The sequence below is a fragment of the Patiriisocius sp. Uisw_017 genome (assembly GCF_047731265.1).
GTDB lineage: Bacteria > Bacteroidota > Bacteroidia > Flavobacteriales > Flavobacteriaceae > Patiriisocius.
On record NZ_CP159835.1, the window covers coordinates 3,287,507 to 3,311,716 of the forward strand.

At 35.4% G+C, this 24,210-nt stretch carries 23 protein-coding genes; 10 read left to right on the top strand and 13 right to left on the bottom strand.

The window, feature by feature from the left end; all coding sequences use genetic code 11:
• Positions 1-17: 17 nt before the first annotated feature.
• Together ABXT67_RS14875 and ABXT67_RS14880 are read left to right on the top strand one after the other, a co-directional pair.
• On the top strand, positions 18-392 hold the full coding sequence (locus ABXT67_RS14875; protein ID WP_415374822.1) for a hypothetical protein: 375 nt from the start codon (positions 18-20) through the stop codon (positions 390-392).
• A gap of 43 nt (positions 393-435) precedes the next feature.
• Positions 436-681, top strand: a complete 246-nt coding sequence (locus ABXT67_RS14880; RefSeq protein ID WP_415374823.1) for a hypothetical protein — start codon at positions 436-438, stop codon at positions 679-681.
• A 42-nt stretch (positions 682-723) separates the two neighbouring features.
• On the opposite strand, the gene ABXT67_RS14885 is transcribed toward ABXT67_RS14880, so the two are convergent.
• Positions 724-1,899, bottom strand: coding sequence for a proline dehydrogenase family protein (locus ABXT67_RS14885; RefSeq protein ID WP_415374824.1), 1,176 nt, complete (start codon positions 1,897-1,899; stop codon positions 724-726).
• 83 nt (positions 1,900-1,982) lie between these two features.
• On the opposite strand from ABXT67_RS14885, the gene aroB reads away from it, so the two are divergent.
• Positions 1,983-3,059 (top strand): 3-dehydroquinate synthase, encoded by a 1,077-nt coding sequence (gene aroB / locus ABXT67_RS14890; RefSeq protein ID WP_415374825.1) that lies wholly within the window; start codon positions 1,983-1,985, stop codon positions 3,057-3,059.
• A 79-nt stretch (positions 3,060-3,138) separates the two neighbouring features.
• Positions 3,139-3,474, top strand: a complete 336-nt coding sequence (locus ABXT67_RS14895) for a hypothetical protein (protein ID WP_415374826.1) — start codon at positions 3,139-3,141, stop codon at positions 3,472-3,474.
• A gap of 45 nt (positions 3,475-3,519) precedes the next feature.
• On the opposite strand, the gene ABXT67_RS14900 is transcribed toward ABXT67_RS14895, so the two are convergent.
• From ABXT67_RS14900 to ABXT67_RS14910, 3 genes are all read right to left on the bottom strand, one after another.
• On the bottom strand, positions 3,520-4,035 hold the full coding sequence (locus ABXT67_RS14900; RefSeq protein WP_415374827.1) for a DinB family protein: 516 nt from the start codon (positions 4,033-4,035) through the stop codon (positions 3,520-3,522).
• A gap of 72 nt (positions 4,036-4,107) precedes the next feature.
• On the bottom strand, positions 4,108-4,584 hold the full coding sequence (locus ABXT67_RS14905) for an Lrp/AsnC family transcriptional regulator (protein ID WP_415374828.1): 477 nt from the start codon (positions 4,582-4,584) through the stop codon (positions 4,108-4,110).
• 60 nt (positions 4,585-4,644) lie between these two features.
• Positions 4,645-5,787 (bottom strand): M14 family zinc carboxypeptidase, encoded by a 1,143-nt coding sequence (locus tag ABXT67_RS14910; protein WP_415374829.1) that lies wholly within the window; start codon positions 5,785-5,787, stop codon positions 4,645-4,647.
• A gap of 289 nt (positions 5,788-6,076) precedes the next feature.
• On the opposite strand from ABXT67_RS14910, the gene ABXT67_RS14915 reads away from it, so the two are divergent.
• From ABXT67_RS14915 to ABXT67_RS14930, 4 genes are read left to right on the top strand one after another with little or no spacing between them, the layout of a single operon-like run.
• Complete coding sequence (locus ABXT67_RS14915) at positions 6,077-6,505, top strand: helix-turn-helix domain-containing protein (protein ID WP_415374830.1); 429 nt, start codon at positions 6,077-6,079, stop codon at positions 6,503-6,505.
• 57 nt (positions 6,506-6,562) lie between these two features.
• A complete protein-coding gene (locus tag ABXT67_RS14920; protein WP_415374831.1) occupies positions 6,563-6,952 on the top strand; it encodes a DNA topoisomerase IV in 390 nt (129 codons plus the stop codon).
• Positions 6,952-7,770 (top strand): VF530 family DNA-binding protein, encoded by an 819-nt coding sequence (locus ABXT67_RS14925; RefSeq protein WP_415374832.1) that lies wholly within the window; start codon positions 6,952-6,954, stop codon positions 7,768-7,770. The genes ABXT67_RS14920 and ABXT67_RS14925 overlap by 1 nt, the downstream gene beginning before the upstream one ends.
• A gap of 57 nt (positions 7,771-7,827) precedes the next feature.
• Positions 7,828-8,190 carry a hypothetical protein gene (locus ABXT67_RS14930; protein ID WP_415374833.1) on the top strand — a complete coding sequence of 121 codons (363 nt, stop codon included), beginning with the start codon at positions 7,828-7,830 and terminating at the stop codon, positions 8,188-8,190.
• Between the two features lies 1 nt (position 8,191).
• Here the strand turns inward: ABXT67_RS14930 and mscL are convergent, their stop codons facing one another.
• The 4 genes from mscL to ychF all read right to left on the bottom strand — a co-directional run bounded on the left by mscL (position 8,192) and on the right by ychF (position 15,577).
• The gene (gene mscL / locus ABXT67_RS14935) at positions 8,192-8,620 is read right to left on the bottom strand and encodes a large-conductance mechanosensitive channel protein MscL (RefSeq protein WP_415374834.1); all 429 of its coding nucleotides are present in this window, start codon (positions 8,618-8,620) and stop codon (positions 8,192-8,194) included.
• Positions 8,621-9,192: 572 nt separating this feature from the next.
• The gene (locus tag ABXT67_RS14940; protein ID WP_415374835.1) at positions 9,193-11,934 is read right to left on the bottom strand and encodes a DNA gyrase/topoisomerase IV subunit A; all 2,742 of its coding nucleotides are present in this window, start codon (positions 11,932-11,934) and stop codon (positions 9,193-9,195) included.
• Between the two features lie 361 nt (positions 11,935-12,295).
• Positions 12,296-14,146, bottom strand: a complete 1,851-nt coding sequence (locus tag ABXT67_RS14945; RefSeq protein WP_415374836.1) for a DNA topoisomerase IV subunit B — start codon at positions 14,144-14,146, stop codon at positions 12,296-12,298.
• Between the two features lie 336 nt (positions 14,147-14,482).
• Positions 14,483-15,577, bottom strand: a complete 1,095-nt coding sequence (gene ychF, locus ABXT67_RS14950; RefSeq protein WP_415374837.1) for a redox-regulated ATPase YchF — start codon at positions 15,575-15,577, stop codon at positions 14,483-14,485.
• A 277-nt stretch (positions 15,578-15,854) separates the two neighbouring features.
• Between ychF and ABXT67_RS14955 the strand changes: the two genes are divergently transcribed.
• Entirely contained in the window at positions 15,855-16,142 is a 288-nt protein-coding gene (locus ABXT67_RS14955; protein ID WP_415374838.1) for a hypothetical protein, read from the top strand.
• A 43-nt stretch (positions 16,143-16,185) separates the two neighbouring features.
• Here the strand turns inward: ABXT67_RS14955 and ABXT67_RS14960 are convergent, their stop codons facing one another.
• Complete coding sequence (locus ABXT67_RS14960) at positions 16,186-16,899, bottom strand: alpha/beta hydrolase (protein WP_415374839.1); 714 nt, start codon at positions 16,897-16,899, stop codon at positions 16,186-16,188.
• Positions 16,900-17,092: 193 nt separating this feature from the next.
• The gene (gene rpsA, locus ABXT67_RS14965) at positions 17,093-19,006 is read right to left on the bottom strand and encodes a 30S ribosomal protein S1 (protein ID WP_415374840.1); all 1,914 of its coding nucleotides are present in this window, start codon (positions 19,004-19,006) and stop codon (positions 17,093-17,095) included.
• A 256-nt stretch (positions 19,007-19,262) separates the two neighbouring features.
• Between rpsA and ABXT67_RS14970 the strand changes: the two genes are divergently transcribed.
• Positions 19,263-19,709: an META domain-containing protein gene (locus ABXT67_RS14970; RefSeq protein WP_415374841.1), complete on the top strand. Its 447-nt coding sequence runs from the start codon at positions 19,263-19,265 to the stop codon at positions 19,707-19,709.
• Here ABXT67_RS14970 and cmk read toward each other — a convergent pair.
• The 3 genes from cmk to lon all read right to left on the bottom strand — a co-directional run bounded on the left by cmk (position 19,706) and on the right by lon (position 24,152).
• Positions 19,706-20,401, bottom strand: coding sequence for a (d)CMP kinase (gene cmk, locus ABXT67_RS14975; protein WP_415374842.1), 696 nt, complete (start codon positions 20,399-20,401; stop codon positions 19,706-19,708). The genes ABXT67_RS14970 and cmk overlap by 4 nt on opposite strands.
• Positions 20,401-21,420 carry a type IX secretion system protein PorQ gene (porQ, locus tag ABXT67_RS14980; RefSeq protein ID WP_415374843.1) on the bottom strand — a complete coding sequence of 340 codons (1,020 nt, stop codon included), beginning with the start codon at positions 21,418-21,420 and terminating at the stop codon, positions 20,401-20,403. The genes cmk and porQ overlap by 1 nt, the downstream gene beginning before the upstream one ends.
• Before the next feature lie 278 nt (positions 21,421-21,698).
• The gene (gene lon, locus ABXT67_RS14985; RefSeq protein ID WP_415374844.1) at positions 21,699-24,152 is read right to left on the bottom strand and encodes an endopeptidase La; all 2,454 of its coding nucleotides are present in this window, start codon (positions 24,150-24,152) and stop codon (positions 21,699-21,701) included.
• Positions 24,153-24,210: the final 58 nt, after the last annotated feature.

The window sequence follows — 24,210 nt, forward strand, 5'->3', positions numbered from 1 at the left end:
TTCCTTATTTTTGCAATATGAATATCGCTAAACGTTTTGCATTTTATGGCTTCGGCTTTGTTATTGGACTTATTCTTCTTTTCTTCTTTCTTAGCGGAAAAAAAACAAGCTGTGATTACGGCCCAACAGCTCGTACTTTAAAGAACATCCGTATAAAAAAGCGTGTTATTTCAGAAAACGCTCTGCTTCAATTAGAGAATTATCAATTAGATACCGCAGCAATTTCTAAAATTTTAAAAAAAGGAGATGTTCTTTTTAGCGAAAGTGATACAGACAATAAAAACTGTAAGGTCTACACAATTGTAGGAGAAGTAAGTGAGACTGAATATAAAGTTAAGATAGAAAATTGTGCTGAACTGGCAACGGTCCTCTCTTTTGAACCTGAAGCATAAAAAAGAGCTATCATTAATTAGAACATTTCAGATAAAAATTGAAATGAAAGGCTCAAATTTAAAAAATAAAAATGCTGAACATGATACGCCACAGCCCATTGCTATAAAGGTCATTGCGGTGTCATTAGTCCTAGTGCTGGTTTTAGTAGTGCCTATTGCAATATATGCCCTTTTAACTAAAGATAATAATGGCGTCTTGATTGCCCTTGCCTTATGCTGTTCAGGGTTACTAACAGTACAATTTATCTCGAAAAAAAATAAAAATGAATTAAAAAACAAGGCGTTTTAAACCTGGTGTTTTAGAAGGTTTCTAAATTAAAAATTAAGGAAATTACCAAGCTCTTCTGCGTTTCTTCTCTTTTTTAAGTAAAGCAAGCTCCCTACTTGTTTGACCAGCTACCGAGGTGTTCTCTTCAGCACGTCTTATAAGATACGGCATTACGTCTTTAACAGGACCAAAAGGAATGTATTTAGCAACGTTATATGCTTCCGCAGCGAGATTAAAGCTAATATGATCACTCATACCATATAATTGTCCAAACCACACGCGTTTATCATCTTTAAACAATCCTTTTTCTTTCATTATTTCCATTGCTAAATAACTACTCGCTTCGTTATGAGTTCCTAAAAACAAAGAAATATCATCTAGGTTGTCTAAGATATAATTCATAACAGCATTAAAATTATCATCTGTCGCTTGCTTGCTATGGCATATTGGAGTTGGGTAGTTTTTGTCTACAGCACGTTCATTTTCCTTTTCCATATAAGCCCCTCTAACCACTTTGTATCCCAATTTATAACCACCTTCCTTCGCTTTTACATGTTGTTCTTTAAGATAGTCTAATCTATCCCAACGGTAGCACTGTAATGTATTGTAAACAATAGGTTTTTCCTGATTGTAACGTTGCATCATTTCTTCACAAAGATCATCTGCCGCATCTTGCATCCACGATTCTTCGCCGTCAATTAATAAGGCAATATCACAATCCTTTGCTATTTGACCTACAGTGGCATAGCGTTCTTGTATGCGTCGCCATTCCTTTTCTTCAGTTTCGGTTAAGGCCTCTTTTTCTGTGATCTTTTGCCAAATTTTAAAACGTCCAAATCCAGTAGGTTTAAATACAGAAAATGGCATCGCTTCCTTATGATCGGCAAATTTCGTGAGCTCAATAACCTTTTCCATAGTAGCATCAAACTGGGCTTGCTCCTCTTTTCCTTCCACCGAATAATCGAGTATAGAAAAAACACCTGCAGAAGACAAGGTATCGACCGTAGGCAAACAATCTTCATTATTAACCCCTCCACAGAAATGATCAAAAACAGTAAATCGAATCAATCCCTCCACCGGTAAATGAAGGTTGAGTGCAAATTTTGTTGCCGCAGTACCAATGCGCACTAGCGGCTCTTTAGAAATCATTTTAAACAAAAAGTATGCGCGCTCTAATTCTGAATTGCTCTTTAGATCAAAAGCAGTTTCTGTATTATCAAAAAGTGAATTTGTTTTCATAGTTTTAGAAAAGTATTCACAAATATAGTTAGATTTGATGTGAGTTAAAATAGTAAAATAAATAAAAATCTTAAAGTGCTCGTATGCTAAAAATTAAGAATAATAAATCTGTAGTTTATGCCTATGACGGGGCCTGGGAAGCGTTACAAACTAAAATTAACGAGCTTAACCCCTCTTCTATTTTTGTTCTAACTGATGACAATACGAAAAAACATTGCATTGATTACTTCAATTCTAAGGTCAACCCACCTTGCACTTCGCAAACGTTGACTGTTACTCCAGGAGAAGAATATAAAAATATAGATACCTGTATGTTCTTATGGGAAATGCTTTCTGAAAAGGGTGCAGATCGCAGTAGCCTTATCATCAATTTAGGTGGCGGTGTTATTACAGATATGGGCGGTTTTGTAGGCGCTACTTTTAGACGTGGTATTTCTTTTATTAATATCCCAACCACATTACTTGCTATGGTAGATGCGGCTATTGGGGGTAAAAATGGTGTGGACCTTGGAAATCTTAAAAACCAAATAGGCACCATAAAAAATCCAGAAGTCGTATTAATTGACACCCATTTTTTAGCTACCCTACCAAAAGAAGAAATCACCTCTGGCTATGCTGAAATGTTGAAACATGGGATTATTTCAAGTAAAAAATACTGGAACCAACTCAAAGGTTTTGATCTTCTAGATACAAAAGACACACAACAATTAATTTGGGACTCCATTGTTTTCAAAAATGAAGTAGTCCAAAATGATCCATTTGAAGATGGCTCTCGAAAATCATTAAACTTTGGTCATTCATTAGGCCACGCTATTGAGTCTTATTTCTTATCGAACCAAGACAAAAGAAAACTTCTTCACGGCGAAGCAATAGCTATAGGAATGGTTTTAGCAACGTATATTTCCAGTGTCAAATTTGACTTTCCTAAAGAACAATTATACGAAATAACGAAGACAATTCTAACTCATTTCAAGAAGCCTAGGTTTACAAAAGATGATATTGATGAGGTCATTTCCTTATTGAAATATGATAAAAAAAATAATAACGGTCGCATACTCTTCATATTGCTAGAAGATTATGGAGTTGTAAGGTACAACTGCGAAGTTGAGAACGACTTGCTATTTGATGCTTTTAAATTTTACAAAAATTTTACACAATAATTGTTTTAAGTATTTATTTTTTTGGTAGTTTAGCTTTAATAATGAAAGTAAACCAAGACCAAAAGCAAAGTCATATTCTATGAAACGTGTTATTGTTGATTTTAAAAAACTCACCCCAGCAATTCTGAATTTGCTGGTTGAAAAATACCCAGATGGATATGATGACAATGCTGTCATTAAATTTAAAAATGCTAAAAACGAAAGTATCGAAGCTGTAGAAGTTCGCACAGAGGACTCTATATTTCTCGTAAAAGTGAGTTCTAAATTAGAGGTCTCGATGGCGAACTTTGATATTGACGACCACGATCATGAAGACTTTACAGAACCAATAAGTGAAATCCCAGAAAAGAAACCAAATGCAGATTCTGAAGAGTTTGAAGGACTAGCCGATATAGCCGAAATGCAGGAAGATTAGATAAAAAAAGTTTTGATGAATTAACGCTTTTATTCTTAATAAAATTTATAAATAGCGCTCAGAAATCACATTACAATGGTGTATCTCATGACCGCATATAATAAATCCAGCGGCTCCGGCAGATAACGGGCCTCCACTCGCTCTTCCTACCTTGGCCTGTGTTTTTATGGTTATTGTTGAAAAGAAGTATATCGTAGCTGTTCGGGTAGCAATGTACTCTTTGATGAGGCTATCCATATCTCTATCATTTGCTTTCGAGTTCAAAACAAACTCGTCTTGATCAAAACTTGGAAGATTAGTAACACTGGATCTTGAGATACTTAAAGCTCGATATGAAAAAACGCGTTCTGTGTCTATAAGATGTAACAAAATTTCTTTTGAAGTCCATTTTCCATCTTCATATGCAAATGATGCTTTATCCGAGGGAATACCCTCAAAAAATTCTACCGTTTTTAGCATCCCATCGGTTAGTGCCTTTTCAATATGAATATCACCAACCAAGTTAACATATAGCGAATAATAAGGAAGAAATTGATTTGTAGTAAGTTGTGATTTTTTCATTTGACAATTTACAATGTTTTAATACGGTCTAGTCCTAAATGATTGATATAGATATTAGGACCAGACCAAAGTTTAAAGCGCTCTAAAGATAGAATGCATTAACCTCTTCTTGTCATTTATACTTTCTTCCAAAGAAATCATCGTCTCGGTTCTAGTAACCCCCTCTATATCATCTAACATATAAATAACTTCCTTCGCATGGGTTGTATTCCGAGCTCTAATTTTACAAAAAATATTGAATTTACCGGTAGTAACGTGTGCTACGGTTACAAATGGAATATCATTAATACGCTCTAATACAAATTGTGTTTGAGAAGTTTTGTGAAGATAAATACCTATGTATGCAATAAAAGAATACCCTAGTTTTTCATAATCTAATCTTAAGGAAGAACCAGTAATAATGCCAGCCTCCTCCATTTTTTTGACTCTTACATGTACCGTTCCTGCAGAAATATCATACTTTTTGGCTATATCTGTAAACGGTGTTCTTGTGTTTTCTATAAGAATATCTAATATGTTTTGATCGGTTGCGTCTAACTTTACTTTCATAGGACAAAGATTTTTAACACAAAAGTAATTGCATTTTAAAGATTTAGAAAGAATGGAGTATTAAATTAACATCAAATTACACTTTTGGTCGAAAATACTTTCCACATCCTGACCAATATGGAATTTTTTTTGTGAATTTATCAAAACCTCATTCCCGTTTAAATTAAATATTTTGTGACCATATTTTATGTTTTTCACCCCTATATCACTTATTCTTAATTGAAAAACGATGTTGCCATCCATCAACTTTTCATCGTATTGGAGCGCAATATCTTGTGTGTTTTTTGAATCTGGAAGGAATACATTTTTAAGTAAAACATCAGCGCAATTCTTTTGATTTTCAGGTATATCAAAATAAAGTTTGTGATTAATAGCCTTGGTATGCTCTGATGCTATCTCAGTAAACATAGCTGCTAGCGAATAAAATATAAATTCCCTTGTTTTTTCCCTGTTATAATCTAAATCATAATGACCGGCCTCAAAAAGTATGGTGGGCACCCCCAGTTGTGAAAAAGTATCTCCCACACAATTGGCGTTAAAAGCATCATCAAATCTAGCAACTTGATTGGGAATGTGAGTTTGTAAATAACGTTCTGCTTTTAAAATATATCGCATTGCCTCTTTTCTAGCAGCTGTAACCGTTCTTTTCTGGTCTGCGGAAGGAGTGAGAAATGAAATTGTTGCAGGAAAACCGTTTAGCGTTCCAAAAACACTCCGCTGATCGTGCATATTTAAGCATATATCAGGTTTTACTTCTTCAAACAAAATTCTTAAAACAATACTTTCCTTTTGACTTAGTGCTTGCGCATCTCTATTTAAGTCAATATCATTAGCATTGTGACGTGTATATAAAAGAGCCCCATCTGGATTAAGCATGGGAATTACAAAAAAAGTATATTCTTCTAAAAATCGTTTTACCGACGTTTCAAAAATACTTTCTGAACCAATGAGCTTAAAGAAGTCAAAAAGCGCCTTCGTCGTTGTACTTTCATTTCCGTGCATTTGAGACCAAGCAAGTACTTTCTTTTTGCCCTGACCAAATTTTATTAAGGGAATATCCAATCCATTTTCTGAAGTCCCTGCCTTCGAAACTTTAAAAGTTTTTGGCATTTTTTGAAGTAAAGGAAGGAGGTCTTTTAAGGTAATATATCGCCCGGATAAATACTTTTCAAAATGTACTTGATACCACGTAGAGATGTTCATAGATATGATTGTGTTACAAAGGTAAACAATACACTGTTTACAAATGTAAACAGTTAAAAATGTTGTTTTGGTTACAGTTGTATACAGGTATCATTAAAAATCGCACCTGTAATCTCAAAGAATCAAGAATGATATTATTTTATTTATCAATCTACTTAATTTCAGCATATTAATATATAAAAAACAAACCTTTGCTTTAATAAAAAAAACGTTGTTGTTAATAACCTGTAGGATACTACTGCGTATTATGTTACCTTTGTAACGTTCAAATAGTAAATTATCAATTACAATGGTAAACAGCACAGATTTTGCCAAGAGGCTTCAGAAAATTTTAGAATTTTATTCGATTTCGGCGACTGCTTTTGCAGAAGAAATAGACTTTAATAGGTCTACTATTTCACATCTCCTGTCGGGTAGAAATAAGCCTAGTTTAGAATTTGTAATGAAGGTTCTTCAAAAATATCCAGAGGTAGAATTGTATTGGTTGCTAAATGGAAAAGGCTCCTTCCCTTCTACCAAAAAAAGTCAAACTAAAATTTTAAATCTTCCCATTCAAGAAAAGGTGAAGTTTGAAAGAAGTGAAACTTCAGAAATTGAAAAAGAACCAATTTCTGAAATTTCAATCAAAAGTTTAAGTCCGGCCGAAAAGAACAAAAAGGTAGAACGGATTGTTATTTTCTATTCAGATGGAACTTTTAACGAATACAAAAATAGTTAAGTGCGAATCCTTGAAATATTTGGTAAATTTTCATGAAATTTGCAGAAAACTTTATTTATGAGAATTTTACTCCTTTTTCTATGTACACTACTATTTGTTGGATGCTATAACGTCGAACGAAACTGCGGTGATTTTAGAACAGGAAACTTTGTTTTTAAGCAAATGGTTGGGACAGATTTAGTCGAATCCAAAATTGTTCGAAATGAAAAAATCGCTATAGAAACCTTTAAAGGAGTTACTGATACGTTCTCTGTGCGCTGGATTAATGATTGCGAATACATTATGCGCAAGCTTAACCCAAAAGACAACTATGACAAGCAGGCTATACATTTCAAAATATTAACAACCACGAATAACAGTTATGATTTCGAATATAAAATGGTTGTAAAGAAGCAGAACGCACCACAAACTGCACTAAAAGGCACCTTACAAAAAGTAGCAGATTAATGAACACGGAAAAAGAATATTGGACAAATCGATACAAGGAAGGGCATACGGGTTGGGACTTAGGAACAATTTCTACACCCTTAAAAGACTATTTTGATCAAATACAAAGTAAAGAGGTTGCTATCTTAATTCCTGGCGCTGGAAATGGCTACGAAGCAGCTTATTTAAACGATAATGGCTTTACGAATGTTCATATTTTGGATATTTCAGTAGTACCATTGGAGCAATTTGCTGCAGCGAATCCATCATTTCCTGAAGAACATATTCACGAACAGGACTTCTTTAAGCATAAAAACACCTATGATCTTGTTATAGAACAAACGTTCTTCTGCTCTTTTCCTCCTATTAAAATGAACCGTGTTAAATACGCCACCAAGATGGCTTCACTATTAAATGATGGCGGGAAATTAGTTGGGTTATGGTTTGATATCCCTTTAACTGAAGATCCAGATAAAAGACCTTTTGGAGGTTCAAAGAAAGAATATCGAACGTATTTAGCACCTTTCTTCGAAATTAAGACCTTTGAAGCGGCACACAATTCAGTTATTGATAGATATGGTGATGAATTATTTGGAATTTTCATCAAAAAGAAACAACCAATAAAACAGCAAAACAATCCGTTACACGGCATTACACTTCAATCCATATTAGAACATCTGGTTGCTAATGAAGGCTGGGAAGAAATGGATAAGCAAGTACGCATTAATTGTTTTACTGAAAACCCAACAATCAAATCCAGTTTGCGCTTTTTAAGAAAGCATCTTTGGGCGAGGGAAAAAGTGGAAAAAATGTACTTAAGATCTTTGAATAAGAACTAAATTAATTTTAAGTAGCAAGAAACCTAAATATCCAAAAATACCTACGACCTTTGCATTATGACAGAATTAGATTTTTTACAAACCGAAATATTTAAAGGGCTCACAAACCTAAACCAGAAAGCCACCGAAGCTAAAGAATATAAATTTGCAGAAGCAGATTTTGAAACGGTACTAGAACGTGCTTCTTACAATGGCTTAGGCATCTATAGCGTTACTACGTGGTTAAAGAGAACGAGTTTTGGCACTATTACACACCAAGATCAACATAAAAAAGCAACAGATGCTCGTTGGTATGATCGCGCATTTATCACGATGAAAAAGAAACAAGAAGGACTCACCTATGCGGCAGACTTTAAAGTTCCTGCAAAACTTATTGCTAGGTTTTCACCAGTCTCACCGGTTTCTTCAGAAGAAGAGTAATTTATTTCTTTGATTTCAATAGCGTATTCTGCTCCTTCATCAATTCTTCAATATTAGAAAGAAGCTCAATGTTCTTAGGAGTTTCAACGGTTTTATTATTTGGGTCTTCAGATTTTTTCTTGAAACGATTGATGAATTTAATTACAATAAAAATAGTGAGTGCTATGATTATAAAATCTACAAGCACCTCAACCAGTTCGCCGTATCCAATGGCAATTTCTTTGTTTTCTCCTTCCGCAGTTTTTAATACATATTTACGATCAGCATAGTTTACACCATCGGTTAGTATAGAAAGCGGAGGCATTATTACTTTTTTAACCAAGGTATTAACTACATTATTAAATGCAGTACCAATAATGATCCCCACCGCCATATCGATCATATTACCCTTGATCGCAAAATCTTTGAACTCTTGAATAAAGCTTTTCATAGCAGTTTTTATTTATTTAATAAGTTAACAGCAATTAGGTCGAAATTGATTTTCTTTATTTTAACTAATTCTAACAATATTCAGGAACCACTAACCTTAAATCGTGTATAGATTCGTTTAAACTCTTTAACGGTAACTCCGCTACACAGCAAATTTATTTACAAGGATTTACGATATATAAAATGTCTACTTTATCCTTTTCGTATCCTACACTTTCAATCTTAAATTCGAAGTTATTAATATTCTTAGGTATCGCTTTAAGGTTTGATTAAAAAACTTGTAACTAGCGTGACAAATGATCGATTTTTAGTAGAAGTAATCTATCCTTTACCGAATGTATTCTATAAAAATAATTTGAAAGCTTTAAATGAAATACCACCAAAAGTCAATGTTAAAATAAAATAATCGAAGCTAATTTTTTGACTAGCCAAAGAAACTGTGTTCATTTTAATAAAAGGAAAAGCAAACAGTGCAATAGAAATTAATACCATTAAAATACTTTTAAAAATCAAAGTTCTTTTGATATTAACTTCGACAGTGTTATTTCTAATAGTGTCCCTTTTCCTAAAAGCTTAAAACAAAGACGCCTGCCCATCATTTCCTACTGGTGGTTCTTCCTCATCAGGATCAGTATTCGCAGTTGGCTTTTTAGTATCTCGCGTTGGTGTTTCTTCTGAAATGGTCTCGGTTGTTTCACTAACTGTTTCTTCGTCTACAACATCGATTTCTTCTGCGGAAACTTCTTCTGGGATTTCATAAGGTAGTGGAGGCATTGCATTTATTTCTATGACCTTGTCTTTTGTTAATTGATTCCCCATTGCGGTGATTCCTTTTATAGAAATAAATTCTTCAAGATTGAGTGCTAAATTTTCTTCACGCTCTTGGCCTCTCTTTTTACCAAAGATAATTTCAGCAACAGGCCTGTAATCTGTGAAGAAGCGCTCTAAATAGGTTTTTTCGTGCTCTGTGATTACTAATTCGTCTCGTTCTGGATTGTCAATCAAGAAACGTTTTACATAAAACAATTCTTTCTCCCCTTCCCAATAGATTGCCGTCAATGGCTTTTTAGGCTCCCATTTTTCTAGCACAATCATATCTTCATCAAAGTGCAAGGTAACCTCAGGAATAACCGTTTTCACGATTCCTTTCTGATTCACTATTAACAACCGGTCTTTACTTCTAAACTCCCCTAGCAGCTCTCCTCTTGCATCAAGATTTAATCTTTGTACTGTATCGTCAAACCATATTTTACGAGGCTTTAATGTGGACAGTCCTTTTTCTTTAAGTTCAATTCTTTTTACAGGATACTTGGTTACAATATTTCCTTTTGAACCACGGCCTTTTACTAGAATATCACTAAAATCTAAATCCCATTTTAGCTTTTTAATGCTTCCGCTTTGTCTTAAAAGTACGCTAACAACCTCCGCTTCACCATTAGGGTTTGCCGTGAAATATAACACCTTGGACCCTTTGTTTCCATTGGTCATGTCATATCCCTTATCACGCGTCATTGCTGTTACGGCAAATCGTTTTACGTATGTTGGGCCTTTTGCACCATCTTTGTAAATAAGATTATAAATGGTACGCTTGTCTTTCTTTTTAAATACGGCAACATGTAGTATATTTTTCCCCACGAATGTTTTGCTGTCCACTTTGTGCACCATCATAATCCCTTCTGCAGTAAAAGCGATGATATCGTCAATATCACTGCAGTCAGTCACATATTCATCGCGCTTTAAACTAGTGCCAATAAATCCTTCTTCACGATTTACATAGAGCTTTGTGTTACGGATGATCACTTTAGTTGCTTCTATATCGTCAAATACTTTAATCTCTGCCTTGCGTTCTTTCCCCTTGGAATAGGTATCCTTTAGTCTTTTAAAATACGCTATAGAATATTCAATCAAATTAGCCAAGTGATGCTTTACTTGGGCGATACTATCTTCCAGCGAATCAATTTTTTGCTGTGCTTTATCAATATCAAATTTTGAAATACGCTTGATTCGAATTTCAGTGAGACGTACGATGTCTTCCTCAGTAACAGCGCGCTTTAAGTGTGTCGTATGTGGTTTTAAACCTTTGTCAATGGCCTTGATAACACCTTCCCACGTTTCTTCTTCTTCGATGTCACGATAGATTCGGTTTTCAATAAAAATACGCTCTAGACTCGCGTAATGCCATTGTTCTTCAAACTCGCCTAATTGGATTTCAAGTTCACTTTTTAGCAATGCAACAGTACGATCTGTTGATCTACGAAGCATTTCAGAAACACCTACAAATAAGGGCTTGCTATCTTCTATGACACAACCCAATGGTGAAATAGAAGACTCGCAATTTGTGAAAGCAAACAACGCATCAATCGTCTTATCTGGAGAAATCCCTGAAGCAATATGAATCAAAATCTCTACATCTGCCGCGGTGTTATCTTCAATCTTTTTAATCTTGATTTTCCCCTTGTCGTTTGCTTTAAGAATAGAATCTATTAAAGAACCAGTGTTGGTGCCAAAAGGTATTTCACGGATTACCAGCGTGTTCTTATCGTGCTGTAAGATACGCGCCCGACTTTTAATTTTACCGCCACGAAGGCCATCATTATAATCTGTTACATCCAGCGTTCCTCCTGTTGGAAAATCTGGAAATATGGTGAATCGTTTGCCCTGTAAATGTTTGATAGACGCATCTATCAATTCTATAAAATTGTGGGGTAATATTTTAGTGGAGAGTCCTACGGCAATTCCTTCGCCTCCTTGTGCTAACAATAGCGGAAACATTACAGGAAGATTGATAGGCTCTTTGCGACGGCCATCATAACTTGATTGCCATTTTGTGATTTTAGGATTGTAGACCACATCCAATCCAAACTTAGAAATACGTGCTTCAATATAACGAGAAGCTGCTGCTCTATCGCCTGTAAGAATGTTCCCCCAGTTTCCTTGGGTATCGATGAGCAAATCTTTTTGACCTATTTGCACCATCGCATCTGCAATACTAGCATCTCCGTGCGGGTGATACTGCATGGTGTGCCCCACAATATTCGCCACTTTGCTGTAACGGCCATCATCAAGATCTTTCATAGAGTGCATAATACGACGCTGCACTGGTTTAAAGCCATCTTCAATTGCAGGAACGGCGCGTTCTAATATTACGTAACTAGCGTAGTCCAAGAACCACTCACGGTACATCCCTGAAATACGTGTTATCGTTTCGCCCTCGCCATCTTCAGTGACTTCTGTATCGAGTACTTCTTCTTCTGGTAAGAGATTATCATCGTTCTCCAAAGATTCCTCTTGGTTTATATTTTCGTCTTCTGCCATTAACCTTTTTCTTTTAAGAATATGGAACTTAGATTATAGAATATGGACCAACTCAGCCTATCTATAAAACTTCCCATTCTTTTTTGTAATGATTGAATTACTTATAAAATTTCATTATAACTATTTTCTAACACATAGTTTTCGCGGTTCGCAATTTCTAACAGTGTTTCCCATTCGCAAGCAGATCACAATCTCATTTCAAGAACTACTTTGAAATGCTTATCATTTGATTTCGCTAAACCTTCCTCTCTATATGATGGAATTGATACTGCAACACTATTCATTTGACTTACTAAATTATGGCGTGCCATTAATATCGCTTTTGTCCATATTCCGGAATCAATATTCCATCATCCTTTTTTCAGTCTTCAACGGTATCCAGTTCCACCTTCAAGTTATTAATAATAAATTCTTGTCTGTCTGGCGTATTCTTCCCCATATAAAACTTTAATAATTCTTCAATACTCATTTGCTTGTCTAGCATTACAGGATCTAGCCGTATATCCTCTCCTATGAAATGCACAAACTCGTCTGGGCTGATTTCTCCTAATCCTTTAAATCGGGTGATTTCAGGTTTTGGTTTTAATTCCTCTAAAGCATTACGGCGCTCTTCTTCACTGTAACAGTATATGGTTTTCTTCTTATTTCGGACTCTAAACAAAGGCGTTTGCAATATGTACAAATGCCCTTCTTTAATGACTTCAGGGAAGAATTGCAGAAAAAAGGTGATTAATAATAAGCGAATGTGCATTCCATCAACATCAGCATCTGTTGCAATTACAATGTTGTTATAACGCAAATCCTCTATCGACTCTTCAATATTTAATGCGGCTTGCAGTAAATTGAATTCTTCGTTTTCATAAACGATTTTCTTAGTAAGTGCATAGCAGTTTAATGGCTTTCCTTTTAAGCTAAAAACTGCCTGCGTATTCACATCCCTACTTTTTGTAATACTCCCACTCGCACTGTCTCCCTCTGTAATAAATAAAGTAGATTCTAGGTTGCGTTCCTTCTTTGTATCCCCTAAATGAATACGGCAATCGCGTAATTTTTTGTTATGAAGGTTTGATTTTTTGGCACGATCCTTTGCTAGTTTTCTAATTCCAGATAATTCTTTGCGCTCACGTTCCGCCGCTAAAATCTTACGTTGAATCTTCTCTGCAATACCCGTGTTTTTATGTAAATAATTGTCTAGCTGTGTTTTAACAAAATCGTTGATATAGGTTCTTACCGTTGGCAAATCGCCACCCATATCTGTAGAACCCAGCTTTGTTTTTGTCTGACTTTCAAAAACTGGCTCCATTACTTTTATGCTAATCGCACTTACAATGGATTTACGAATATCGCTAGAATCGTAATTCTTACCGTAAAATTCTCTAATGGTTTTTACTAAACTTTCTCTGTAGGCAGATAAATGGGTTCCTCCCTGCGTGGTGTTTTGTCCATTTACAAAACTGTGATATTCTTCGCTGTATTGGGTTCTACTGTGCGTGATGGCAACTTCAATATCATTGCCTTTTAAATGAACCACGGGATATAGCATATCTTCTTGGGACATATTATCTTCTAATAAATCTTTCAGCCCATTTTCACTGAGGAATTTTTCGCCATTAAAATCAATCGTCAACCCTGGATTTAAATACACATAATACCGAAGCATTTTCTCGACATATTCATTGCGGTACTTGTAATTTTTAAAGATCACCTCATCCGGAATGAAGGTGACTTTCGTTCCCTTTCGTTTGCTACTTTCTTCTATTCCGCTTTCATCTTTTAACTCTCCTTGAGAGAATTCTGCAAATTTACTTTGGTTATCTCTGTGAGATTCTACTTTAAAAAAAGATGATAATGCATTCACTGCTTTTGTACCAACACCATTTAAACCTACCGATTTTTTAAAGGCTCGAGAATCATACTTTCCTCCCGTATTCATTTTACTAACTACATCGACCACTTTTCCTAAAGGAATTCCACGACCGTAATCGCGTACTTTTACGACCTTGTCTTTAATGCGAATTTCAATGGTTTTACCAGCACCCATAACAAATTCATCGATACAGTTATCGAGTACTTCTTTGAGTAAGATATAGATTCCATCATCTGCTGAGGAACCATCTCCGAGCTTTCCGATATACATTCCAGGACGCATCCTGATATGCTCTTTCCAATCGAGCGATCGTATATTATCTTCTGTATATTTAGTATCTGACATAAAACGTGTGAATAGTTGTTAAATATAGTATTTAGAGCGAACACTTGGAATATATCCAATATAAAGTAATTAACAATTCACACGGTGTAATTGTTAATATATCTTATTCTTTCTTCGGAAATTTTAAGGATTATAACATTTGAGCAAGCACACCTTAGCCATTAGTTCTAAAATAAAAAAAATCAGACCCAAAAAGAGGTCTTCATTTAACATAAAGACCTCTTTTTAATAAAATAACAACGCTAAGGCTAAGGTTGCTAAGTGATTTTGTGGTGCTTTTTTTAAATAGTAGCATAAAATTTTAAACCACAAAATTGTTCCCAAGCAATCGAAGTGTTACACATTAAACCTAAAGTGCATCACATCGCCATCATTAACAATATATTCTTTTCCTTCTACCCCCATTTTACCCGCTTCTTTTACTTTTGCTTCACTTCCGTAGGCCACGTAGTCATCGTATTTAATCACTTCAGCACGGATAAAACCTTTTTCAAAGTCGGTATGAATTACACCTGCTGCCTGCGGTGCAGTAGATCCTACAGGAATTGTCCATGCTCTAACTTCTTTGACACCTGCCGTAAAATAGGTTTGTAAATTGAGTAATTTATAAGCTCCTCTAATTAATTTAGCAGATCCTGGCTCTTCTAATCCTAGGTCTTCTAGGAACATTTGACGTTCTTCAAAGGTTTCTAATTCTGTTATATCTGCTTCAGTTCCAACGGCAAGAACGACTACCTCGGCATTTTCATTTGCAACGGCTGCTTTTACTTTTTCAACATAGGCATTTCCTTTTGCTGCTGCATCTTCATCTACATTGCAAACATACATTACAGGCTTATCTGTAATAAACTGAAGTGGGGCAACCAATTCTTCTCTATCTTTTTCTAAAAATTCTATAGCACGCACAGAAATACCTTTCTCTAAACCTTCTTTAATTTTTAACAAGATTATTTCTTCGCGTTGCGCTTCTTTATTGCCAGTTCTAGCTGCTCGTTTTACTTTTTCAAGTTTCTTTTCAGCCGTATCTAAATCTTTCAACTGAAGCTCTATGTCAATGGTTTCTTTATCTCGAATAGGATCTACACTTCCATCAACGTGGACAATATTGTCGTCATCAAAACAGCGCAACACGTGCAAAATAGCATCGGTCTCTCTAATGTTCCCCAGAAATTGATTTCCTAATCCTTCGCCTTTACTCGCCCCTTTTACAAGTCCTGCAATATCCACGATTTCCACAGTCGCAGGCAATACACGCTCTGGACTTACGAGCTCTTCTAACTTAACAAGACGATCATCTGGCACACTTACGACGCCAATATTTGGTTCAATGGTACAAAAAGGAAAATTTGCACTCTGCGCTTTCGCATTTGAGAGACAATTAAATAAGGTTGACTTCCCTACGTTTGGTAATCCTACAATTCCTGCTTTCATTTGTATAATATGTTTTATAACTTGGAAGATGAAGCGCTTACACCACGCACCTTCTATTGATTTATAATCCGTCTTAACGGAGAGCATTTCATAGTTTATTAGTAAAATACTGATCGTAAATTCGGCTGCAAATGTAGTATATTTCACCTTAAGTTACACCTGGTATTTTATTGTTTCGCTAGAGTAGCAAACAAATTTTATTGTCATTTTGTAATTATTCTAAAAACTTGGCATTACATTTGGATTTGATTTTAACATTAATTTAAACAACTTTAAAATGAAAAAAATAGCAATCGTAGTAACTGCGTTATTAATTGGAACAGCAACACTTACTGCTCAGGAAAAAAAAATGGTAAAGAAAGCGACTACTGAAACAAAGGTTGACGCTGTAGATACCAAAAAACAGAAGTTAGAAAAGAACGTTAAAGTTGGTGTCGACGAGAGTAAAAAAGTTGGTGCTAAATTGAAATCTGATGTAGCTAAAAAAGAAAAACAAGTTAAAAAACTTGAAAAAAAAGTAACCAAGGGCGAAAAAAAGGTGATGAAAAAAGTCGATAATCAATAAGATTTTTTACATAATAAAAAAGCCCTAATTCCTTAGGGCTTTTTTATTTGAATATTTTAGCAATTGAAGTTTGGTATTGTTCAAAACTGCGAAGGTCATTATGCTTACCATTGGGAATGATTATAAAGTCAACTTGGCTAGGTGAGACTTGCGCACTTAATAATTTTCCTGATTCATAGGGTACAATACGATCGTTCGTACCGTGAATTATGTGCACTGGGCACTTTACATATTTAAGCCATTTATAGGTTGGGATTGGATATCTTAAAAATAATGACAGTGGTATAAATGGTATATATCTTCCCGTAACCTTCGAAAAGCTATAATAAGGCGCATCTAGAACAAGCATTTTTGGCCTATTAAGGTAAGCTAATTTTGTAGCAAACCCCGAACCTAAAGAACGCCCGTATAAAATAATGTATTCTTCTGAAACTTGTTCCCTTATTTTATCATAGACATATTGTAGATCTCTCTTTAAAGCTTTTTGCGAGCGTTTACCAGTGCTTTTACCAAATCTTCGATAATCTACCATAATGACATCATATCCACTACACATAAAATCCAAGGCAAATTTTCCCCAGCCTTTTATGCTTTTACTATTGCCCTTAAGATATAAAACAACGCCTTTGGGTTTTATGGTCTTAAAATGAAGGCCATTAATAATAGCTCCGCCACGGGTTTCTAAATTGTATTCGTCCGCGGTTTGGTTTTCATATTCAAATAAAAAATCTTTAGGAAGTTTTCCTGGCTTGAACAAAAATTGCTCTTGAAATATGTATAATAAAATACTAATAACGCTATAGATCGCCAAAATCTAAATTAGTATGAACAAGCATTGTGGCATTCGTTATCTTATTTTAATCATAAAATTACACTAAATTATAAAACCCATAACAAAAAAGAGCTCTGATTTCTCAGAGCTCTTAATATATTTAAAATGGATTCGGATTTTACTTACCGTCCATTTTGTCTTTCAATGCTTGTAACGCAGAGTTAGCATCTCCTAAAGTAGGCTTAGACTCATCTGCTTGCTTCGCTGCTTTCTTAGCTTGCTGCTTCACAATCTTAGCTTCCTCTTCTTTATGGATGGCCATATGACTCGCTACCACTTTCTTGAATTCTTTATTGAACTCAATAATTTGGAATTGCGCTTCTTCACCTTTACCTACGTCGCTACCATCTTCTTTCTCTAAATGACGTTTAGGCACAAATGCAGAAATATCATCGTTAAAGTTAATTACAGCTCCTTTATCAACTACTTCGTCAATCTTAGCGGTATGAACAGATCCAACTGCAAACTCAGCCTCGTATTTATCCCAAGGGTTCTCTGTGGTTTGTTTGTGACCTAAACTTAACTTACGACCTTCAACATCTAATTCTAATACAACCACCTCTAAGTTGTCACTAATATTTGTGAACTCACTTGGATGTTTGATTTTCTTAGTCCAAGAAAGATCGCTAATGTATATAAGACCATCAATACCCTCTTCCAATTCAACAAATACACCAAAGTTTGTAAAGTTTCTTACAATACCTGAGTGTTTAGATCCAACTGGATATTTAGTCGTAATGTCCGTCCAAGGGTCTGGAGCTAATTGCTTAATACCTAAACTCATTTTGCGCTCTTCGCGGTCCATAGTTAAGATTTGTGCTTCTACCTCATCACCAACGTTAACAAAATCTTGTGCACTACGTAAATGCGTAGACCAAGACATTTCACTCACGTGGATAAGCCCTTCAACACCTTCTGCAACTTCGATAAATGCACCGTAATCTGCGATTACAACTACTTTACCTTTTACTTTATCACCAATTTTGTGGTCTTCACCAAGTGCATCCCAAGGGTGTGCGCTCAATTGTTTAAGACCTAATTGGATACGTGTTTTATCCTCATCAAAATCAAGGATTACAACGTTTAATTTCTGATCTAATTCTACAATCTCGTTAGGGTGGTTGATACGTGACCAAGAAAGGTCTGTAATATGCACCAATCCATCAACACCACCAAGATCTACAAAGACACCGTACGAAGTAATGTTCTTAACAATACCTTCTAATACCTGTCCTTTTTCTAATTGACCAATGATTTCTTTTTTCTGTTCTTCAATATCAGCTTCGATAAGTGCTTTATGAGAAACAACAACGTTTTTAAATTCGTGATTAATTTTCACCACTTTAAATTCCATTGTTTTTCCAACGTACACATCGTAGTCACGGATTGGTTTCACGTCAATTTGTGAACCTGGCAAGAATGCCTCAATTCCAAATACGTCTACAATCATACCACCTTTAGTACGACACTTAACAAATCCATTTACAATAGTAGCTTCGTCGTGTGCTTTGTTTACACGATCCCAAGCCATAATCGTACGGGCCTTACGGTGACTCAAAATAAGTTGTCCTGTAGCGTCCTCACGAACATCTATCAAAACTTCTACTTTGTCACCAACCTTAAGATCTGGATTGTAACGGAATTCGTTTAAAGAAACAACTCCTTCACTCTTTGCGTTGATATCAATAATAGCATCACGCTCACTTAAGTGAACAACTTCACCTTCCACTACCTCGTTATCAAGAGTGTCAACAAAGTTTTCTTTAACTAACTTTTCAAATTCTTCTAACTTGCCATCATCTACAGGATCAATTCCTTCTTCGTAGTTGTGCCAGTTAAAGTCTTCTAAAAACTTCTCTGGGTTTTGCTCTTTTAGAGAAACTTCTCTTTCAGGTTTTGCAGGAGCTTCAACTGTTTCTGTTGCTGTCTCTTGAACTTCAGCATCATTTGATACTTCTACTGCAGGAGTTCTTTTCCTTGTTTTTTTAGCAGTTTTTTCAACTACTACTTCTTCTTTTGCTTTATCAGCCATTTGTTTAGTTCTCGCTAAGAACCTATGGGTTTCCGCAGCTGCGAAAAAATCATAGTCCAGTCGAGTTTTGTATTCTGTAAGATTGTAATAGTTAACCGATTGACCTACAGAAGGATTATGTTTAAATTTTATAACACCCTTTCAATCTATTACTACGTCGTTAAAAGGGATGCGAAATTAACCCTTTTCTTTTGAATTTCAAAAGGGTATGGCTACTTTTATAGTTGAAAATTAAATAGCTCATAAAATAAAAAACATGCCTGTGCAATTACCAATATCTTTTTTGTTTTGTTTATTGAGTTTAAGTAGCTGTAATTCTTCTAAAAACAGCAATCAAAATAACAGTAGCCCCAACAATAATCTTCACGATATGTGGGCAGTTAGAGAGTTATACGGTACTCCAATAAAAATTCTTGAAACCAAAACTCCCAAACAAATCACACTAGAAATCTTTGTAAATGAATTGAAAATCTTAGGCAATGATGGTTGTAATAATTTCTTCGGAACGATAGATGAACTGAATGCTGAAAAAATCTCTTTTAGAGACATAGGTAGTACTAAAAAACTTTGCCCAAATAGGGGGACACCCAATAGTTTTAATAAAGCAATGAAGGAAATAACGGTCTATGAATTAAAAAATACGAACCTCTACTTTAGAAATAGTGCTGGTGTTGTGATTATGCAATTATTCAAAGTAGATTAAATTCTCCCTGCAATTCTATCTTTTGCTAATTGTAGAATAATATGAAATTGGTCCTCGAGATTCATTTCGCTATTGTCAATTTCAATAGCATCTATTGCCTTTACCAATGGTGAATCTTCTCGTGTAGAATCTATACGATCTCTTTCTTGAACGTTGCCTAAAACCGCTTCAAAAGTAATGTCATCGCCTTTGTCCAATAATTCTTGGTACCTCCTCATTGCGCGTGTTTTAGCAGATGCGTCTAAGAATATTTTTAATTCGGCCTCTGGGAATACAACAGTACCAATATCACGACCATCCATAACTACTCCTTTGCCCTGGCCCATTTGCTGTTGTTGGTGGACTAATTTCTTTCTAACTTCAGAAACTGTTGCGATAGGACTCACAAATCCAGAAACCTCCAGCGTCCTTATGTACTTTTCAATATTTTCTCCATTAATATATACTTCGGCTTTTGTAGTCTCTTTATTTTTTTTGAAGCTTATTGAAATTTTATCTAAATGCTGAATGAGAGCCTGGGTATCAAAGTTAGTTTCTGTAATAAATCCCTTTCGCATTGCAAATAATGTGATGGCACGATACATGGCACCGGTGTCTACATAGATATAATCCAAACAATCTGCCAGTTGCTTGGCTATGGTACTCTTACCTGTTGAGGAAAATCCGTCTATTGCAATGGTAATTTTACCCATTATTGTAAATCTATATTTATACCAAAGAAGCTTGAGGCTGCGGCTGAGTTATACTTGGAATAGGCATAGCTCAATCGAAGTTTATTTAGTTTAATTCCAAAGCCCGCACTAATTCCCGCAAAGGCACGACGTTCTACAATTCTTAATTCTTCCCCTCTTCTAAAGTTGTACCCTAATCTAATATTAAATGCGCTTTCTGGAAATAACTCTACCCCAATAATAATATGACGCAGCGCATGGTCAAAAAAGTTAATATTCTCTTTAGTAACGGTACCTTCTAAATCGGTCGTTTCTCTGTCTGGGTTAGAGAATGCCACATTCCATCGTTGCATGTTTTCCAAAGTAAAATGCCAACGCAACGGGATATTATTTAATATTTGTGATGCACCAAAGATCAACTCAAACGGGAGTTGTTCTAATTCTATATCATACGGGGTTATTTGGGTTCCTAAGTTTCTCGCTACCCCTGTTACTTGTAGGTCCCATTCTTCGTAATGATACATTAATCCAATATCTACGGCCACACCAAAAGAGCTGTATTGTTCTAATTTTGAAGAAATAAGCTTCACATTTGCTCCTACATGAAAATCTGTAAAAGGAATATTTCTTGCATGTCCTACTGAAACGGCTACATCTCCTCCTCCAAATTCTCCTGTTGCATTTCCTTGCTCATCATACCCATCAAAATTCCCATAGTTTATATAAGTAATTCCTGCGTGGATTACCTGTGTACGGCGATCCCACAAATATGCATAGGCAACAGTACCATAATTTACATCTCCAATATAATTATTGTAATTAATTGAAAGTTGGTTATCCATTTTGGGATTTATGGCTGCAGGATTAAACAATCCTTGAATGGGATCATAGTCATAATTGGTAACTGTTTTACCACCCAGAGCTGCCTGACGGGGATTGTTGACCAAGTTAAGAAATTGATATGTTGATCTTCCACCAATTTGCGCATAAGCAGAAACAGTAAATAATGAAGCTAATAAAAATAAAACCTTTTGGTTCATAGGCCCAATGCGCGAGAATGTTTAGTTACTAACGGCTGCAAGTATAATATATTTTTAGCGGCCTTAAATTTATGCCCCAAAATGACGGAAACTTATTGAGGTTTACAAATTAAATTTTGCGAATTGGTTTGAGAAAGGATATTTGGGCATTTTTCTTATAAACGAACAATAAAAAATAAGACACTAAATAATTGAATATCAGATTTAAAAAACGAAACCACGCTAAACAAAAAGTATATCGCGGTTTGATTTAATTAATCCTACTCAAGATTTTGAAACTATTCCAACTTCTTAGCATTCTTTACCTTTTCCTTTGTCAAAGCCAAGTCCAACACATCGCTCATCTCTTTGACGTAGTGAAACGTTAGTCCTTTTAAATATTCAGGTTTTATTTCATCTATATCTCTTTTGTTTTCTTCACAAAGCAAAATTTCTTTGATACGCGCTCTTTTAGCTGCGAGTATCTTTTCTTTGATTCCTCCTACAGGGAGTACTTTACCTCGCAAGGTAATTTCACCTGTCATCGCCAGGTTTTTCTTTACTTTTCGTTGTGTAAACAAAGATACAAGCGAGGTAAGCATAGTAATTCCAGCACTTGGCCCGTCTTTTGGAGTTGCTCCTTCTGGCACGTGAATATGTACATTGTATTTATCAAAAATATCTGGATTTAAGCCTAAAAGACCCGCATTAGATTTAATGTACTCCATTGCAATTGTAGCACTCTCTTTCATAACCTTTCCAAGGTTACCCGTCATATTAAGATTCCCCTTTCCTTTACTCAAGGTAGATTCTATAAACAAAATATCTCCTCCAACACGTGTCCAAGCTAGTCCAGTAACCACACCTGCAACCTCATTGTTTTCATATTTATTGCGCTCCATTCTTGGTGCACCCAATATTTCAACAATGGCATCACTATCAACTTTAAGCTCGTACGGCTCTTCCATAGCAATTTTCATCGCAGCAAAACGTACGGTTTTTGCAATTTGCTTTTCCAAAGCACGAACTCCACTTTCCCGGGTATAGCCTTCTACTATCTTTTCTAATTGCGGTTTTCCAATTTTAAGATGGCTTTTGTCAAGACCGTGTTCTTTTAGTTGTTTTGGCAATAAGTGTTGTTTTGCAATTTCTACTTTTTCTTCAATGGTATATCCAGTAACATTGATGATTTCCATACGATCACGCAATGCAGGCTGTATAGTACTTAACGAATTACACGTTGCCACAAACATTACTTTCGACAAGTCATATCCTAACTCCAAAAAGTTATCGTAGAACGCGCTATTTTGTTCTGGGTCTAAAACCTCCAACATGGCTGAGGAAGGATCTCCTTGACTCCCTACTGATAGTTTATCAATTTCATCTAACACAAAAACTGGATTGCTTGTTCCTGCTTTTTTCAAGCTTTTAATAATACGCCCTGGCATTGCACCAATATATGTTTTGCGATGTCCTCTAATTTCTGCTTCATCTCTCAATCCACCCAAGGAAATTCTTATATACTCACGTCCCAATGCTTCGGCTATAGATTTTCCTAAAGAAGTTTTACCAACTCCTGGAGGACCAAACAAACAAAGGATTGGCGATTTCATGTCATTCCGCAATTTTAAAACAGCGAGGTATTCAATAATTCTTTTTTTAACGTCATCTAGACCAAAATGATCTCTGTCAAGAATTTTCTTAGCCCGTTTTAAATCAAACTTATCTTTACTGAATTCGTTCCATGGAAGCTCTAATAGTAAATCCAAATAGTTTTTTTGAATGCTAAATTCAGATACCTGAGGATTCATTCGCTGTAACTTAGCAAGCTCTTTAGTATAATGTTCAGCTACATCATCATTCCATTTCTTTTTCTTTCCACGAGCACGCATTTCATCAATTTCAGCTTCTGAAGAATTTCCACCCAATTCTTCTTGGATGGTTTTCATTTGCTGATGCAAGAAGTATTCCCGTTGTTGCTTGTTGATATCATTATGTACTTTAGAATGAATGTCTTTACGGAGCGATAATTTCTGTAACTCTATATTCATAAAGCGTAGTGTTTCTAAAGCACGCTCTTTTAAATCATTTATTTGAAGTAGCTTCTGTTTTTCAGCAACTTCAATATTTAAATTAGAAGAAACAAAATTGATTAAGAAGGAAGGACTCTCTATATTTTTAATGGCAAAAGAGGCTTCAGATGGTATGTTTGGACTCTCCTTGATAATAGCAAGCGATTTCTCTTTAATAGAATCTACAATTGCTTTGAACTCTTCATTATCCTTTGCTGGACGTGCCTCTGCAACAGGTCTAATTGTTGCTGTTAGATAAGGCTCTGTAGTAATAACTTCAGCTACTTGAAAGCGTTTTTTACCCTGAATAATTACTGTTATGTTCCCATCAGGCATTTTTAAAACCTTTAAGATTTTTGCAACGGTACCCACGGTGTTGATATCCTCAATACCAGGTTCTTCTTCACTTTCTTCTTTTTGAGAAACAACACCAATAATTTTTCCTTCTTTATTCGTTTCATTAATAAGCTTAATGGACTTGTCGCGACCTGCCGTAATTGGCACTACCACACCTGGAAACAAGACCGTATTTCGCAATGGTAGAATGGGTAATATTTCAGGCAGCTCTTCCATATTCATTTCTTCTTCATCTTCAGTAGACATTAGTGGGATGAATTCTGCATCATCTTGAAATTCCTGTAATGACAAACTGTCTAATATGGTAAGTTTTGATTTTGACATATATTATGATAAGACAAAGTGTCACTGTTTTCTTACAGTAACCACCTCGTATGATTTA